General features: G+C 54.2%; 13 protein-coding genes and 1 pseudogene. 10 read left to right on the plus strand and 4 right to left on the minus strand.

What is annotated here, in order from left to right; all coding sequences use genetic code 11:
- The 4 genes from rfbH to CKW19_RS03975 are packed head-to-tail and all read right to left on the minus strand — an operon-like array spanning position 1 to position 4,294.
- A complete protein-coding gene (gene rfbH, locus CKW19_RS03960; protein ID WP_095056690.1) occupies positions 1-1,314 on the minus strand; it encodes a lipopolysaccharide biosynthesis protein RfbH in 1,314 nt (437 codons plus the stop codon).
- Positions 1,315-1,344: 30 nt separating this feature from the next.
- Positions 1,345-2,430 carry a CDP-glucose 4,6-dehydratase gene (gene rfbG, locus CKW19_RS03965; RefSeq protein WP_095056691.1) on the minus strand — a complete coding sequence of 362 codons (1,086 nt, stop codon included), beginning with the start codon at positions 2,428-2,430 and terminating at the stop codon, positions 1,345-1,347.
- 1 nt (position 2,431) lies between these two features.
- The gene (gene rfbF / locus CKW19_RS03970) at positions 2,432-3,205 is read right to left on the minus strand and encodes a glucose-1-phosphate cytidylyltransferase (RefSeq protein WP_095056692.1); all 774 of its coding nucleotides are present in this window, start codon (positions 3,203-3,205) and stop codon (positions 2,432-2,434) included.
- Positions 3,206-3,217: 12 nt separating this feature from the next.
- Entirely contained in the window at positions 3,218-4,294 is a 1,077-nt protein-coding gene (locus CKW19_RS03975) for an FAD-binding oxidoreductase (protein WP_256580293.1), read from the minus strand.
- A 465-nt stretch (positions 4,295-4,759) separates the two neighbouring features.
- Between CKW19_RS03975 and CKW19_RS28980 the strand changes: the two are divergent.
- The 10 genes and pseudogenes from CKW19_RS28980 to CKW19_RS04020 all read left to right on the plus strand — a co-directional run.
- Positions 4,760-5,062 (plus strand): annotated as a pseudogene (locus CKW19_RS28980) (GDP-mannose 4,6-dehydratase); the annotation flags it as partial.
- A 624-nt stretch (positions 5,063-5,686) separates the two neighbouring features.
- Positions 5,687-6,718 (plus strand): GDP-mannose 4,6-dehydratase, encoded by a 1,032-nt coding sequence (gene gmd, locus CKW19_RS03980; protein ID WP_095056693.1) that lies wholly within the window; start codon positions 5,687-5,689, stop codon positions 6,716-6,718.
- Positions 6,718-7,614, plus strand: coding sequence for a GDP-mannose 4,6-dehydratase (locus CKW19_RS03985; protein ID WP_095056694.1), 897 nt, complete (start codon positions 6,718-6,720; stop codon positions 7,612-7,614). Before gmd ends, CKW19_RS03985 begins: the two co-directional genes overlap by 1 nt.
- Positions 7,615-8,757, plus strand: a complete 1,143-nt coding sequence (locus CKW19_RS03990; protein ID WP_095056695.1) for a glycosyltransferase family 1 protein — start codon at positions 7,615-7,617, stop codon at positions 8,755-8,757.
- Positions 8,757-9,866 carry a glycosyltransferase family 4 protein gene (locus CKW19_RS03995; RefSeq protein ID WP_095056696.1) on the plus strand — a complete coding sequence of 370 codons (1,110 nt, stop codon included), beginning with the start codon at positions 8,757-8,759 and terminating at the stop codon, positions 9,864-9,866. The genes CKW19_RS03990 and CKW19_RS03995 overlap by 1 nt, the downstream gene beginning before the upstream one ends.
- A 56-nt stretch (positions 9,867-9,922) precedes the next feature.
- Entirely contained in the window at positions 9,923-10,894 is a 972-nt protein-coding gene (locus CKW19_RS04000; RefSeq protein ID WP_095056697.1) for an SDR family oxidoreductase, read from the plus strand.
- On the plus strand, positions 10,891-11,919 hold the full coding sequence (locus tag CKW19_RS04005; protein WP_095056698.1) for a glycosyltransferase family 4 protein: 1,029 nt from the start codon (positions 10,891-10,893) through the stop codon (positions 11,917-11,919). The genes CKW19_RS04000 and CKW19_RS04005 overlap by 4 nt, the downstream gene beginning before the upstream one ends.
- Before the next feature lie 105 nt (positions 11,920-12,024).
- On the plus strand, positions 12,025-14,019 hold the full coding sequence (locus tag CKW19_RS04010; protein ID WP_095056728.1) for a nucleoside-diphosphate sugar epimerase/dehydratase: 1,995 nt from the start codon (positions 12,025-12,027) through the stop codon (positions 14,017-14,019).
- A gap of 112 nt (positions 14,020-14,131) precedes the next feature.
- Entirely contained in the window at positions 14,132-14,467 is a 336-nt protein-coding gene (locus CKW19_RS04015; RefSeq protein ID WP_095056699.1) for a helix-hairpin-helix domain-containing protein, read from the plus strand.
- 240 nt (positions 14,468-14,707) lie between these two features.
- Complete coding sequence (locus CKW19_RS04020; RefSeq protein ID WP_095056700.1) at positions 14,708-15,502, plus strand: SDR family oxidoreductase; 795 nt, start codon at positions 14,708-14,710, stop codon at positions 15,500-15,502.
- Positions 15,503-15,506 lie beyond the last annotated feature (4 nt).

A 15,506-nucleotide genomic window follows, 5' to 3' on the forward strand; every position in this document is an offset into this window, starting at 1 on the left:
TTAGAAACCGATCCCGAAGAACTCTTCCAGTTTTTCACCGACGTAATCGAAATGTTCTTGGCCCAGAGAGGGCTGAACGCCAAGCCAGAAGGTCTGGTTCATGGTCCGGTCAGTGTTGGTCAGTTCGCCCACGACGCGGTACTCGACGTTATGGAAGTACGGCTGGCGGGTCAGGTTGCCGGCAAACAGCAGGCGGGTACCGATCTTGTTCTGATCCAGGAACTTGAGCAGGTCGACACGCTTGACCCCGGCGCTTTCTTTCAGGGTGACCGGGAAACCGAACCAGGACGGGTCGCTATTAGGGGTAGGTTCGGCGATTTCAAGGAAATCGCTCAGGGACGCCAGACGTTCCTTGAGCAGCTTGAAGTTGCGCTTGCGGGTTTCGATGAACTCGGGAGCGCGATCGAGCTGCGCCAGTCCGCAGGCCGCTTGCATGTCGGTGATCTTCAGGTTGTAGCCTAGGTGGGCATACACGTACTTGTGATCGTAACCTGGTGGCAGGCTGCCGAATTGCTGGCCGAAACGGTTGCCGCAGGTATCATCGCAACCCGGCGCGCAATAGCAGTCTCGCCCCCAGTCACGGAACGATTCGGCAATCAGTTTGAGCTGAGCGTTATTGGTGAATACCGCTCCACCTTCGCCCATGGTGATGTGGTGGGCCGGGTAGAAACTCAGAGTGGCGATGTCGCCAAAGGTCCCAACCAGCTTGCCGTCATAGGTCGCACCGAGTGCATCGCAGCAATCTTCGATCAGCCACAGATTGTACTTTTCGCACAGGGCTTTGACTTTGCCCAGGTTGAAGGGGTTACCCAGGGTATGGGCGAGCATGATCGCCTTGGTCTTCGGGGTGATGGCCGCTTCGATCAGCTCAGGGTCAATGTTGTGGGTCGCCATGTCGACGTCAACGAAGACCGGAATCGCGCCGAACTGGACGATGGGGTTGACCGTGGTGGGGAATCCAGCAGCCACGCCAATGACTTCGTCACCTTTCTTGATGGCACGGTCACCCAGCTTGGGGGAGGTCAATGTGCTGAACGCAACCAGGTTGGCCGAGGAGCCCGAGTTGACAGTAATGAGGTAATTTACACCGAGAAATTCGGCCAGTTTTTTTTCGAATTCGGCATTGAAGCGACCGGTAGTCAGCCAGCCATCAAGGGATGCTTCGACCATCAGTTGTAGTTCGCGCGCGCCAATCACCTTCCCGGAAGGAGGGATGACGGTTTCACCTCCAACAAAAGGTTTGGCAGCCAAGGCAATCTCGGCGTAACGCTCAACGAGCTGGCTGATTTCCTGACGGAGCATATCGGGGGTCATAATAGTTCCTGCTTAAAGCTTTATAGTTGGTTAGGCGCCAGAGGCCATGGCTGCCATATAACTGTTGATTTCGTTGACGCAATGGTCGTGCATATCCTCGCCTCGCAACCAGGCGCGATGCCAGGTGACAATGCGGGTTAGGGTGGCATCCAAGCTCCAGGTAGGTTCCCACTTCAAGTGGGTTCGGGCTTTGGATATATCCAGCTTCAAGTAGCGCGCCTCATGGGGCTGGGGGTCACTGTCAAGTTGCCAGCTCGCACCGGCACCCCATGCTCCCACCATGTGATCGAGTATCCATTCGACAGGACGTGCATCTTCATCCCGGGGGCCGAAGTTCCAGCCTTGCGCGAATGCCTGGCCATGCTCCCACAGGTGTTGAGCAAGGACAAGGTAACCACTCAGCGGTTCCAGCGCATGTTGCCACGGGCGCGTCGCTTTCGGGTTGCGAACGATCACTGGCTGGCCTTTTTCGACAGCGTGCAGTATATCGGGAATGAGGCGGTCTTCTGCCCAGTCACCGCCACCGATCACGTTGCCGGCACGTGCCGAGGCCAGGGCTGGCGCGCCATCAGCGTTAAAGAATGAATTGCGGTAGGCGGAGGTGACCAGCTCTACACAGCCTTTGCTGTTGCTGTAAGGGTCATGGCCGCCCATGGGTTCGCTTTCACGATAGCCCCACTCCCATTCCTTGTTATCGTAGCACTTGTCAGTCGTGACATTGACTATTGCGCGAAGGCTTGGGCATTTGCGTGCTGCCTCTAGCACATGAATAGTGCCCATGACATTGGTGGCATAAGTCTCGACCGGCTCTCGGTAGGACAACCTGACCAAGGGTTGGGCGGCCATGTGGATCAGAATATCTGGATCAAAAGCTGTCATGCTTTCAGTAATGGCTTGCAGGTCGCGAATATCGCCAATCTGCGATGCCATCATGCCTTGTTCAACGCGCGCCTGTTCAAAGAGCGACGGAGTTGTAGGCGGTGCCAGCGCGAAACCTTTGACGTGCGCCCCCATATCTTGTAGCCACAGGGATAGCCAGCTGCCCTTGAATCCGGTATGACCTGTGAGGAATACCTTCTTTCCTTCCCAGAAGGCAGCTGTGACGGTAGCTTTCATATTATTCCCAGGATTTCCAAGGTGCCTTGCCATTTTGCCAAAGGTTTTCCAGCAGATTTTTATCGTGCAGGGTATCCATTGGCTGCCAGAAGCCCTCGTGCTCGTGTGCCATCAACTGGCCGTCCGCTGCCAGCCCCATCAACGGCTCTTGCTCCCAGACAGTGCTGTCGTCGATCAAGTACTCGAGGACTTGGGGGGACAATACAAAAAAGCCGCCATTGATCATGGCGCCGTCGCCTTTGGGCTTTTCCTTGAAATTGAGAACTTGGTGTTGCTTGATGTCGAGCGCGCCAAAGCGACCTGGGGGGTAGGTGGCGGTGAGAGTCGCTGCCTTGCCATGCTTTTTGTGGAAGGCAATAGTGGCGCTGATGTCCATATCTCCGACGCCATCGCCGTAGGTGAAGCAGAACGCTTCTTCATTTCGAACGTAATCTGCCACACGGCGCAAGCGCCCGCCAGTCATCGAAGTATCACCGGTGTCAACCAATGTGACATTCCAGTCCTCGGCGCGTTTGTCGTGTACTTTCATGGTGTTTTCACGCATGTTGAAAGTCACATCCGACGAGTGCAGGAAGTAATTGGCGAAGTATTCTTTGATCAGATAACCTTTGTATCCACAACAGATAATGAAATCATTGATGCCGTGCGCGGAATACATCTTCATGATGTGCCAGAGGATTGGTTTTCCACCAATTTCGACCATGGGCTTTGGACGTACACTGGTTTCTTCGCTCAGGCGTGTACCCAAACCGCCTGCCAAAATGACCGCTTTCATGAATGCTCCTTATCAGTTTGAGCTTACAAATGCATCTGAGTAAAAGTGTTTGGCGAGCAGTCCCGAAGTTGTCAGTGCATCCCGTGCGGAATGGATCATGTCTTCCGAGCCGCAGGCATAGACGACCGATTGTTTGAGATCGATGGCATCCTCGATTAGCGCCGATTGTACATAGCCTGTCCGCCCTGTCCACTGAGCATCCGCTCGCGACAGTACCGGTATGAAGGTGGCGTCCAGTCCCTCAAGTTGTGGGTCCCAATAGATGTCGCTACTCGTGCGGCCTCCCCAATAGATGAAGATCTTCTTTCCGGCTGTCATCGAGGGGGTATCAAGCATTTGCTCAAGCATGGCCTTGATGGGAGCAATGCCAGTTCCGGTGGCCAGGAAAACGATGTTCCTAACGTCCTTTTCACGCAGGCTGAAGGTGCCTAGTGGGCCTTCCAGTCGTAAGAGGTCGTTGGTCTTTGCGCGGGCGAACCAGTACTCCGACATCATGCCTTGCTCGACCTCTCGGATCTGTAATTCCAGTTTTCCGTCAGCGCGCTGGGCGTTGGCAATGGAGTAGCTGCGGCGCAGGCCAGCTTCACCGATGATGTCGAGATACTGTCCTGGCAAATAAGTGAATTTACTGTTGGGCGGTAGTCTAAGGGTGACTTCGACAACATTGTCGGCGAGCTTGCTGATCGTGTCGATTCTGCAGGGGAGTGTCTTCACCGCAATGTTTCCGAGGGCTCCAAGATCTTCGGTATCGATCTCCACATCGGTGAGGGCGTGGCGGCAGCACGTCAAGATCAATCCTGCTGAGCTCTCATCGGGTGTCAGAGACGTCTCGTCCTTGAATGCTTCAGTTTCACCGGAGAGAACTTTGGTTTTGCAAACGCCGCAGCGCCCGGTCCTGCAACTGTATTCGAGAGTGATGCCTTGAGTCCTGGCACTGTCGAGCATTGATGTGCCTGCCTCGGAGCTGAATGCTTTCCCATTATGAAGTTTTACTGAAGCCATATTGGATACCGGGTTGGAAAATTCTGTGCGAGCGGCCATGCTGCCGTCAGCTTGCTCAAGAATCGAAGATTCGATAGCTATGAACAAATGAAAATCTTAAGTTGACGGGCGTTAAGTGTAGGTGAAAAGGCAACGCGTGAACTGGCAGCGGGGGCACGGAAAAATGGACGTGCTTTAGAAAGCGCTTCTCGTAATAGTTGTGAGCACTGCGGTTCTGTCAGCAGGGCTGGTGTTGGCAAGCCCTTGTAGCAGGGAACTTCAATACTGCGCCTCCAGCGGTCACCAAATTACTCTTATGAAAACCATTATTATGCTGAAAGCTCATATCGATGTCGGCTTATGAAGTAACACCGCCAGAGGGGTTGGCTTCATGCCTTCAAGTGGCCGGATGATATCCTAGGTGCAGGGTGTGTGCATCAATTGTTGCAGGGGCACGTGTGTTGGTTACGCGAACGGCCTGCCAGGCCGCCTTGGAGGAGAAGGCCCACCCAATCACTACTATCAACTATCGAGAGTTGTAGGGGTATACGCTACCGGGGCGAACCCTATTCAGACCACGAGTCTACGTTGCGTGGTCGTGAGTTTTTAATCCGTAAGTCACTGACTCTGTGGTCAAGATCAAGCTGGGCCTGATGGGAAAAGATGGCGCTGGATAACCTCGACGCCAAGCGTGATTGTGGTTTTGCTGGAGAGTCCGTTTAAGGTATATGGTGCATGCTGCAAGCCGCTGAGTTGGACACTTTTGTCATGGCGACTACCCGTATTACTGAAGCCTTCCGCGATATCGCATCCATGCTATTCAAGGCAGTGGGCATTACCATTGCTTGGGCAGGTGAAACGGAAGTGGAGCTGGGTATATGAGGTCCGCCGACATGTACTGAGTAATGCAGTAGAGGTGCGCCTGTAATGTGCGGAATAGCCGCCGCGAGGTGCTCGTAGCGGCTAAGAGACAAGAGTAAGTGAATATATTGGGCGTTTTTGATCGATTCGCCCCTTTCAAATCGACGGAGGCCGAAGTCAGCCAGAAATACATGACAACATACTGTCCCTAGGTGAAGGTGTGTTGATGCACGTAAATTGGGAATCGGGTGTGCTTCGCTGCGATTTGAGTGGTTGGAATAAGCTCTGCTTTTTGAGCGATGCGGTGTTGATCTTCGCTTGTTAGTGTCAAAACGACTTGGCTATTGAAAATCGCTAAGCCTGACCTTTGCTGAACCAAAAGCCTCGCCACTTTGTGCCGAGGTTTATTATTGATTTCATGATTTTTATACAGCTATAAGGAAACCGGTTTTTTCGGATGGGTAGGCTAGGGTCGCTCGAGGTGACAGGAGGCAAGGGGTTCTTTCCCTTTTAAAGTTTCTTCAGCGCGGGCAATTTGGGTATCATCACGAACCAGAATGGTCGCTGAAGGCTGTGGCCGTGCATCTTATTTTTGTGAGCAAACCAACCAAAGCTCAAAATGGAGTTTAGAGGATTCGCATGAAAGCAATCGTAACTGGCATCACTGGTCAAGACGGCGCCTACCTGGCGGAACTGTTGCTGGAGAAGGGGTACACCGTATACGGTACCTACCGTCGTACCAGTTCTGTCAATTTCTGGCGTATCGAGGAGTTGGGCATCCAGTCCAACCCTAACCTGCATTTGGTCGAATACGATCTGACCGACCTGTCGGCCAGCATCCGTCTGCTGCAAACCACCGAAGCCACCGAGGTCTACAACCTTGCTGCGCAGAGCTTCGTGGGTGTTTCGTTTGAACAGCCTCTGACCACCGCAGAAATCACCGGGCTCGGCGCGGTAAACCTGCTTGAAGCGATTCGAATCGTTAACCCGAAGGTTCGTTTCTATCAGGCATCTACTTCCGAGATGTTCGGCAAGGTTCAAGCGATTCCGCAGATCGAAAGCACACCTTTCTATCCGCGCAGCCCTTATGGTGTGGCCAAGCTCTACGCTCACTGGATGACCATCAACTATCGTGAGTCGTACGGGATTTTCGCTACCAGCGGGATCTTGTTCAACCATGAGTCTCCACTGCGTGGCCGTGAGTTTGTGACCCGCAAAATCACCGACTCCGTCGCCAAGATCAAGCTGGGTCTGCTGGACAAGATGGAACTGGGCAACCTCGACGCCAAGCGCGATTGGGGTTTTGCCAAGGAATACGTTGAAGGCATGTGGCGCATGCTGCAGGCCGATGAGCCGGATACTTTCGTGTTGGCGACCAATCGTACCGAAACTGTTCGCGATTTCGTTTCCATGGCGTTCAAGGCGGTGGGGATCACCATTTCCTGGGCGGGCACGGCAGAAGACGAGCAGGGCACTGATGCAGCAACCGGTAAGGTGCTGGTCACGATCAATCCGAAATTCTACCGCCCAACGGAAGTTGAGTTGCTGATCGGTAACCCTGCCAAGGCCAAGGAAGTTCTTGGTTGGGAGCCAAAAACTTCCCTGGAAGAGCTGTGCCGCATGATGGTCGAAGCTGACCTGCGTCGTAATGAACAAGGATTCTCGTTCTGATGACCATTGCTGGCAAACGCGCGCTGATTACGGGTATTCAAGGCTTCACCGGTCGTTACATGGCTGATGAACTTCGGGCACAGGGCTACGAGGTTGTCGGGTTGGGCAGTCAGCCTTCCGATGAGCCTAATTATCATCAGGTCGACTTGGCTGATGGCCCGGGCTTACGCGCCTTGCTGGCAAAGATTCAGCCCGACGTTGTGGTGCATCTCGCCGCATTGGCGTTTGTCGGCCATGGTGCCGCGGATGCGTTCTATCAGGTGAACCTGATTGGCACGCGCAATTTGCTGGAAGCCGTCGCAGCCAGCGGCAAATCGCTGGATTGCGTATTGATCGCCAGCAGTGCCAATGTCTATGGCAATGCTTCAGGTGGGCTGCTGGCGGAGACTACTTCACCAGCACCAGCCAACGATTATGCGGTCAGTAAGTTGGCCATGGAGTACATGGTCAACCTTTGGCATGACCGTCTGCCGATTGTCATCACTCGTCCTTTCAACTACACAGGTGTTGGCCAGGCTGAGAACTTCCTGTTACCAAAAATTGTTTCTCATTTCCGTCGCAAGGCGCAGAGGATCGAGCTGGGTAACCTCGATGTCTGGCGCGACTTCAGTGATGTTCGTGCGTTGGTTGCTGCCTATCGAGGATTGATCGAGGCGAAGCCGCTAGGTCAGACGATCAATGTCAGTTCGGGGGACACCCATTCCCTGCGTGAAGTGATCGAAATGTGCAAAGGATTTACCGGGCACGATATCGAGGTTGAGGTGAACCCTGCCTTTGTACGGGCCAATGAGGTAAAAACCCTTTGCGGAGACAACAGCAAATTGCGGGCGCTGGTACCTGGTTGGGCAACTCCATCCTTGGGTGAAACCCTGAGCTGGATGCTGACGGCCGATTAAATGAAGTTAATTCTCTCTGTTGAGCCGGTTCGCTTCCCGCTAACCGGCATTGGTCGCTACACCTATGAATTGGCGCTGCGACTGCAGCAGAATCCGGAAATCGCCGACCTGCTGTTTTTTGCTGGTCGACGATTTTTACCTGCGTTGCCGACGGCTGCCGAAGCGTCGGGTAGCGGTTACGGCCTGAAACGGGCTGTGCAAAAAAACTTCCTGGCTGTCGAGGCCTATCGGCTTCTTATGCCATTGCTAAGGAAGCATGCTTTAAAGGGGCATGGTGATTTTCTTTACCACAGCCCTAATTACTATCTGCCGCCTTTTGCCGGCCGCAGCGTTGCCACCTTCCACGATTTGTCGCCCTTTACCTGGTCTCACTGCCATGCGCCGCAGCTTGTGCGTTATCTGCAGAAAGAGCTTAAAACCACTCTGGTAAGAGCGGATGCGCTGATCACTGATTCTGAATACACGCGTAAAGAATTAGCTGATTACTTTTCCTGGCCTATCGAGCGTATCCATACGGTGCCGCTGGCCAGTTCCGCCGAGTTTTATCCTCGGAGGGTAGAAGAGCTCAAAAGCACGCTTTTGCGCCACGGACTGGAAGTGGGTGGTTACAGTCTGTTTGTAGGGACAATAGAGCCTCGCAAGAACATCGAGACGTTGCTTGATGCCTACTCCCGGCTTCCGCTCGAAGTTCGCAAGCGCTGGCCGTTGGTGTTGACCGGTTATCATGGATGGCGAAACGAGACCATTCATCAGCGTCTGGAAAGTGCTAAACGTGAAGGCTGGGCTTATTACCTGGGTTTTGTACCCAGTGAAGATCTTCCGTTGTTGTTTGCGGGTGCCCGCCTTTTTACCTTTCCATCGCTTTATGAAGGGTTTGGATTGCCGGTACTTGAAGCGATGAGCTCTGGTGTACCGGTGGTCTGCTCAAACAGTTCTTCGTTACCGGAGGTCGCCGGGGAAGCCGCCTTGATGTGCGATGCCAAGGATACGGAAACGCTGACCTCGCTTATTCAGCGAGGCCTGGAAGATGATATGTGGCGTGCCAGTGCCATCGAGCAAGGCTTGCTGCATGCAGCCAGGTTTTCGTGGGAACGTTGTGCGATGGAAACTCTTGAGGTTTACCAGAAGGTGGTCAGGGGATAATGATCAAGGTTCTGCACTTCTTCAAGACGTACTACCCGGAGACCATGGGTGGTATTGAACAAGTTATCTTTCAGATTGCCGAGGGCGGGATTCGCCACGGATTCGAATCTGAAGTGCTGTATCTCAGCGAACGAGGTGCGGCACGTAATGAGAAGGTTGGGCACCATCTGACTCACCGCTCAAAACTCGATCTGCATGTGGCGTCCACCGGTTTCTCGCTATCGGCGTTCAAAGATTTTGCCGAGTTGGCAAAAAAGGCAGACATAGTTCACTACCACTTCCCGTGGCCTTACATGGATCTGGTGCATTTTCTCAGTCGTATCCAAAAGCCAGCCGTCGTCAGTTATCACTCGGATATCGTCAAGCAAAAAACGCTTCTCAAGCTTTATCAGCCGTTGATGAATCGCTTCTTGTCCAGTGTTGACTGTGTCGTCGCTTCTTCACCGAACTATGCTCAAAGCAGTCCCGTGTTAACGCGTTTCAAAGACAAAGTCCGAGTTGTGCCGTACGGCTTGGACCGCGAAACTTACCCGACGCCTTCTGCGGAGAAGCTTGCCTTGTGGCGATCGCGTCTGGGTGAACGTTTTTTTCTGTTTGTCGGCGCATTGCGTTACTACAAGGGGTTGGATTACCTGCTTGAGGCCGCCAAAACGACTCGACTCCCCGTTGTCATTCTCGGGGGCGGGCATCTGGAAGCGGAGCTCAAAGCTCAGGCCGATCAATTGGGAGTGACCAATGTGCATTTCCTTGGCGGATTACCCGACGAGGACAAGGCCGCTCTTTTGACGCTGTGCTACGCGTTTGTTTTTCCTTCACACCTGCGATCCGAGTCTTTCGGCATTTCCTTGCTTGAAGGGGCGATGTACGGCAAACCGATGATTTCTTGTGAAATAGGCTCTGGCACCACTTACATCAACATCGCAGGGGAGACCGGCCTGGTTGTTCCTCCCCGTGATTCCGTCGCGCTGGCAGCGGCAATGACGCAACTCTGGAATCAACCGGAGGTTGCGGCATCGATGGGAGAAGCAGCCGGACGGCGTTTTGAAGCGGTGTTCTCCTCCGATTCGATGGCTAAGTCCTATGCCGAGATTTATCGCTCTCTGCTTTGACAGGTTGCGGCACAGTGCCCAGGCATTGATGTACTTTTGTATTCCAAGGGCCACTCATGAGAGCTAAGGCATTTCTGGTTACTGGCGGCAGCGGCTTTTTGGGGCGGGCGCTCATCAATCGATTGGTGATGTTTCCCGGGTGTTCTGTTGTTGCACCACTGCGGACTCTGTCGGTGCCGTTCGCCGCGAGTGTGCGATCAGTGCCAATGGGCAACCTCGATGGCACAAATGATTGGTCGGCAGCCCTGACTGGCGTCGATGTGGTTATCCATGCGGCTGCCCGTGTTCATGTCATGAAAGAAGTGGCTCTCGACCCGTTGACGGCGTTTCGTGAAGTCAATGTCGAGGCGACATTGAACCTCGCCCGTCAGGCTGCGGCGTGCGGCGTGCGGCGTTTCATTTTTATCAGTTCAATCAAGGTAAATGGGGAAAAAACCAAGCCTGGCACAGTATTCCGTGCTGATGATGTGCCCGAGCCCATTGACCCTTACGGGATTACCAAGCTAGAGGCCGAACAAGGATTGCAGGCGCTCGCTGCTGCCACAGGCTTGGAGTTGGTCATCATCCGGCCGGTACTGGTCTATGGCCCTGGTGTCAAAGCGAACTTCCTCAGCATGATGCACTGGCTGAATCGTGGCGTTCCGCTGCCTTTTGGCGCGATTCACAACCAGCGTAGCCTCATTGGCATAGACAATCTGGTGGACTTGATCGTGACCTGCTCCGATCATCCGGCGGCTGCCAATCAAGTGTTCCTGGCCAGCGATGGTGAAGATGTTTCGACCACTCAATTGTTGCGAAAGCTTGCGGCATCCTTGGGGAAAGGTGCGAGATTGTTGCCTGTGCCAGCCGGACTCATGATGGGTGCAGCATCGTTAATAGGCCAGCAAGCACTGGCCGACCGTATTCTCGGGTCCTTGCAGGTCGACATCAGCAAGAACCAACAAGTACTGGGCTGGAAACCTCCGGTCACTCTCGATCAAGCGTTGGCCCTGACGGCGCAACATTTTCTGGACTCCCGTAAATCATGAGTTATGGCTGGTTTATCCCTGTCATTGTCGCCGTGTCTTTTTTACTGACCTGGGCTCTGCGTCGTTATGCGCTTTCGCGGAGCCTGATGGACATACCCAACGCCCGTAGCTCTCACTCGATCCCTACACCTAGAGGGGGCGGAGTGGCAATTGTCCTCGCCTTTACGTTGGCGCTGTTCATGCTCCTGTTTGCAGGACTGATTACTTTTTCGGTGTTTCTGGCTATTGCCGGGGCCGGCGCACTGATCGCCATTATCGGATTTATGGATGACCACGGACACATTCCCGCCCGTTGGCGTTTGCTAGGTCATTTCGCCGCTTCGGCAGGGTTGCTGTTCTGGATGGGTGGCTTACCCGTTATCGAGTTCTTTGGGCATACATTTGACCTTGGGTGGTTTGGTCATGTGTTGGCGGCGTTTTACCTAGTGTGGTTGCTTAACTTGTATAACTTCATGGATGGAATTGACGGTATAGCCAGCGTCGAGGCGATCTGCGTGTGCCTTGGGGCTTGTCTTCTTTACTGGGTATCGGGAGAGCTCGCGCTGATTTGGGCTCCTTTGTTACTGGCGGCTGCCGTGGCGGGGTTCCTTTGCTGGAATTTCCCGCCTGCGAAAATTTTCATGGGTGATGCCGGAAGCGGTTTTCTCGGGATCGTGCTGGGTGGACTTTCACTTCAAGCCGCTTGGATCTCCGCCGATTTTTTGTGGGGGTGGTTGATCCTGCTTGGCGTGTTTATTGTCGATGCTACGTTCACTTTGTTCCGGCGTTTGCTCAGGGGGGACAAAGTCTACGAAGCGCACCGTAGTCACGCCTATCAATATGCCTCTCGTCTGTTTGGCAGTCATTTGAAGATTACTTTTGTGGTTTCGTTGATCAATTTGCTTTGGCTGTTGCCTATCGCATTAGGCGTCGTGCAATTCGGCTTGAATCCAGGCTGGGGGCTGATCCTGGCCTATGCTCCTTTGACTGCGTTGGCAATCAAGTACCGCGCAGGTGAATTGGAAGGTCCACCGGTGAAAAACTGAGACACGACTCTGTCATTCGGTTTTAAATTGGACGAGATGTGTTTATAAAGCCCCACCAAGGTCATTCGGCAGTTGAGGGAGAAAACTGAGGTGTTTGAAGAGTTTATGGAGAAGGTCAGAGCACGCTTGTTAGCGCTTCCCCGGCGTCGTAAACGCTTGATTCAAGTTACGACAGACATCGTCCTGGTCTGGGGAGCCCTGTGGCTCGCGTTCATCGTGCGTTTGGGCATCGACGATATGTACAACCCGTTCCGTGTGCATTTCTGGCTCTTTGTCAGCGCTCCGGTGGTGGCCATTCCTCTGTTCATTCGCTTCGGCATGTACCGCGCGGTCATGCGCTATTTCGGTAACGATGCGCTTATTGCGATCATCAAAGCTGTCAGTCTGTCATCACTGATTCTGGTGGTGGTGGTTTATTGGTACAGCAACCATCAAGCCGTGGTCCCACGTTCAATCATCTTCAACTACTGGTGGCTGAGCCTCGTCATCATCGGCGGTCTGCGCCTGTGCATGCGCCAATATTTCATGGGTGACTGGTTCACAGGCGCTCAGCACGTTCTCTTTACCAGTCGCGATGACGGTCTGACCAAGGTTGCGATTTACGGGGCAGGTGTGGCTGGTAATCAGCTGGCCGCTGCGCTTCGCATGGGGCGGGTCATGCGCCCAGTGGCATTTATCGATGATGATTCGATCATCGCGGATCGGATAATTGCTGGGTTGCAGGTTTATAAGCCCAAGCATATTCAACAGATGATCAAAGAAACCGGGGCGCAGGAAATCCTTCTGGCGCTGCCGTCATCGACCCGCGCCCGTCGTCGGGAAATCCTGGCTGTTCTAGAGCGTTTCCCGCTGCATATTCGCAGCGTTCCGAACTTCACTGACCTGGCCAGCGGTCGGGTGAAGGTCGAGGACATCCAGGAAGTGGATATCGCCGATTTGCTCGGACGCGATTCGGTACCGGCGCAGCCGGATCTGCTGGAACGTTGCATCAAAGGCAAGGTGGTCATGGTCACCGGTGCCGGTGGTTCGATCGGTGCTGAGCTTTGCCGGCAGATTTTTGCCTTGGGTCCCACCACGCTGTTGCTGTTCGACCACAGTGAATTCAATCTCTACAGCATTCTGACGGAGTTGGAGCAACGCAGTTCTCGGGAGGCAGTTCCCGTGCAGCTACTGCCGATTCTTGGTTCCGTCCGCCACCCGCACAAGCTGTTGGATGTCATGAAGACCTGGGGCGTGGACACTGTCTATCACGCCGCGGCGTATAAACACGTGCCCATGGTCGAGCACAACATTGCAGAAGGCGTGCTGAACAACGTCATTGGCACGCTCAACACTGCCCAGGCAGCATTGCAATCGGGTGTTACCAACTTCGTACTCATCTCCACCGACAAGGCGGTTCGTCCCACGAATGTGATGGGCAGTACCAAGCGCTTGGCCGAATTGACCCTTCAGGCCTTGAGTCGCGAGATCGCGCCGGTGCTGTTCGGCGACAAGGCCAATGTGTCCCGGGTCAACAAGACCCGATTCACGATGGTTCGTTTCGGCAATGTGCTGGGGTCGTCCGGTTCGGTGATTCCGCTGTTCCATAGCCAGATCAAGGCCGGTGGGCCGTTGACGGTGACTCACCCCAAAATCACCCGCTACTTCATGACCATCCCCGAAGCCGCACAGTTGGTGATCCAGGCCGGTTCCATGGGGCAGGGCGGTGACGTGTTCGTGCTCGACATGGGTGAGCCGGTAAAGATCGTCGAGTTGGCGGAGAAGATGATTCACCTGTCAGGCTTGAGCGTTCGCTCCGAAAAGAATGTGCAGGGCGATATTGCTATCGAATTCACTGGCCTGCGTCCTGGCGAGAAGCTTTATGAGGAGTTGCTCATCGGTGACAACGTGTCGGCAACGCAGCACCCAATGATCATGAGCGCCAGCGAAGATCATTTGCCTTGGGATGTTCTCAAGGGGCGTTTGACCGAATTGCTGGCGGCTGTAGAGGAGGACGATTACTCTCGTGTCCGCCAACTCCTTCGCGACACCGTTAGCGGCTATACCCCCGATGGCGAGATCGTTGACTGGATCTACCAGCAACGCCGTCTCGAACCCTGATTGTTTCACATCCTGTAACGGACACATTTTTGACAGGCTCCAGACATCGCCTAAGTTTGGAAGGCAGCTTTGGAAAAGCTGCTTTCTCAATCGATGTCATGGAGCGTCATTTATGCGTACTGGCTATTTCAATTCTCTGCTTTTTGCCCTGCTGACCAGCGTCTCAATTGCTGCGGCCGCCGCGCCTTCGGTGAAACCAGAAGTGAACACTCCGCCGGTGGGGTTGGAGGTTTCTGCGAAGGAGCAGTCCGGCAAGATCGATCTCAATACGGCCGATGCAGTGGTCCTCCAGCGGGAGTTGTCCGGTGTCGGGGAAGCGAAGGCCAAGGCGATTGTTGCTTATCGTGAGGGTAATGGGCCGTTTGCCTCTGTCGATGAACTGCTCGAAGTGAAGGGGATAGGGAAAGCGATTCTGGATAAAAATCGCGAGAAGCTTGAGGTGCACTAAGCTTGTAATTCAGCGCCAAGGGGCCGGTCATTGACCGGCCTTTTTCGCATCTGGCGAGTGGAGTCTCCTTGCACAATCCCAGGCATGTACAGGTGTGAACAACACGCACCTTTCGTCGGCGTCACTAAAATTACGACTATCATATTAATGTCGGATTATGCCTATAATAAAACCGCCATCGACACTGCGCCGGGTTTTTTAGACGCAGGTCATTCATGAGTCAATTCCAGGAGTACCGTCATGAACGCTGTCCAATCCCAGGGTACCGCCCTCGTCACTGGCGCTTCATCGGGCATCGGGGCGATTTACGCCGAGCGTTTGGCTGCCCGCGGCTTTGATTTGTTGTTGGTCGCTCGCGATCAGGATCGCCTGGAAGCCGCTGCCGGCAAGTTGCGCGTCGAACATGGGGTTCAGGTGGAAGTGCTCAGGGCCGATCTGACGCAAAGCGAGGATGTTCTGAAGCTGGAGCAGCGGTTACGCAGTGATTCGAGTATCAGCCTGTTGCTCAACAACGCGGGCGTCGCGGCGGACGGGTTACTGGCCAATGCCGATATGGATCAGATGGAACGCTTGATTCAGTTGAACGTCACAACTGTCACGCGGCTTGCCTCTGCAGCCGCAGCGAGTTTTGCCAAGGCGGGGCGAGGGACGATTATCAATATCGCTTCAGTCGTGGCGCTCTTTCCCGAGCGCTTCAACGCCATTTACAGCGCGAGCAAGGCGTACGTCCTGAGCCTGACTCAATCGTTGAACGCGGAGCTGGATGGCACGGGTGTCAGGGTTCAAGCGGTTTTGCCAGGTGTCACGCGCACGGAGATCTGGGAACGCTCTGGTATCGATGCTTCACAGATTCCAGCGGAGATGGTCATGGACGCGGGGGAGATGGTCGATGCGGCGTTGTCGGGCCTGGATCAGGGGGAGTTGGTCACGATTCCTTCGTTACCGGATGCGGCCGATTGGGACGCTTTTGTGGCCGCGCGCCATGTTTTGGCGCCGAACCTTTCCAAAAGCAAAGCGGCCCCACGTTACAAGTGAGGCG

The sequence above is a fragment of the Pseudomonas sp. Irchel s3f7 genome (genome assembly GCF_900187615.1).
Classification (GTDB): Bacteria; Pseudomonadota; Gammaproteobacteria; order Pseudomonadales; family Pseudomonadaceae; genus Aquipseudomonas.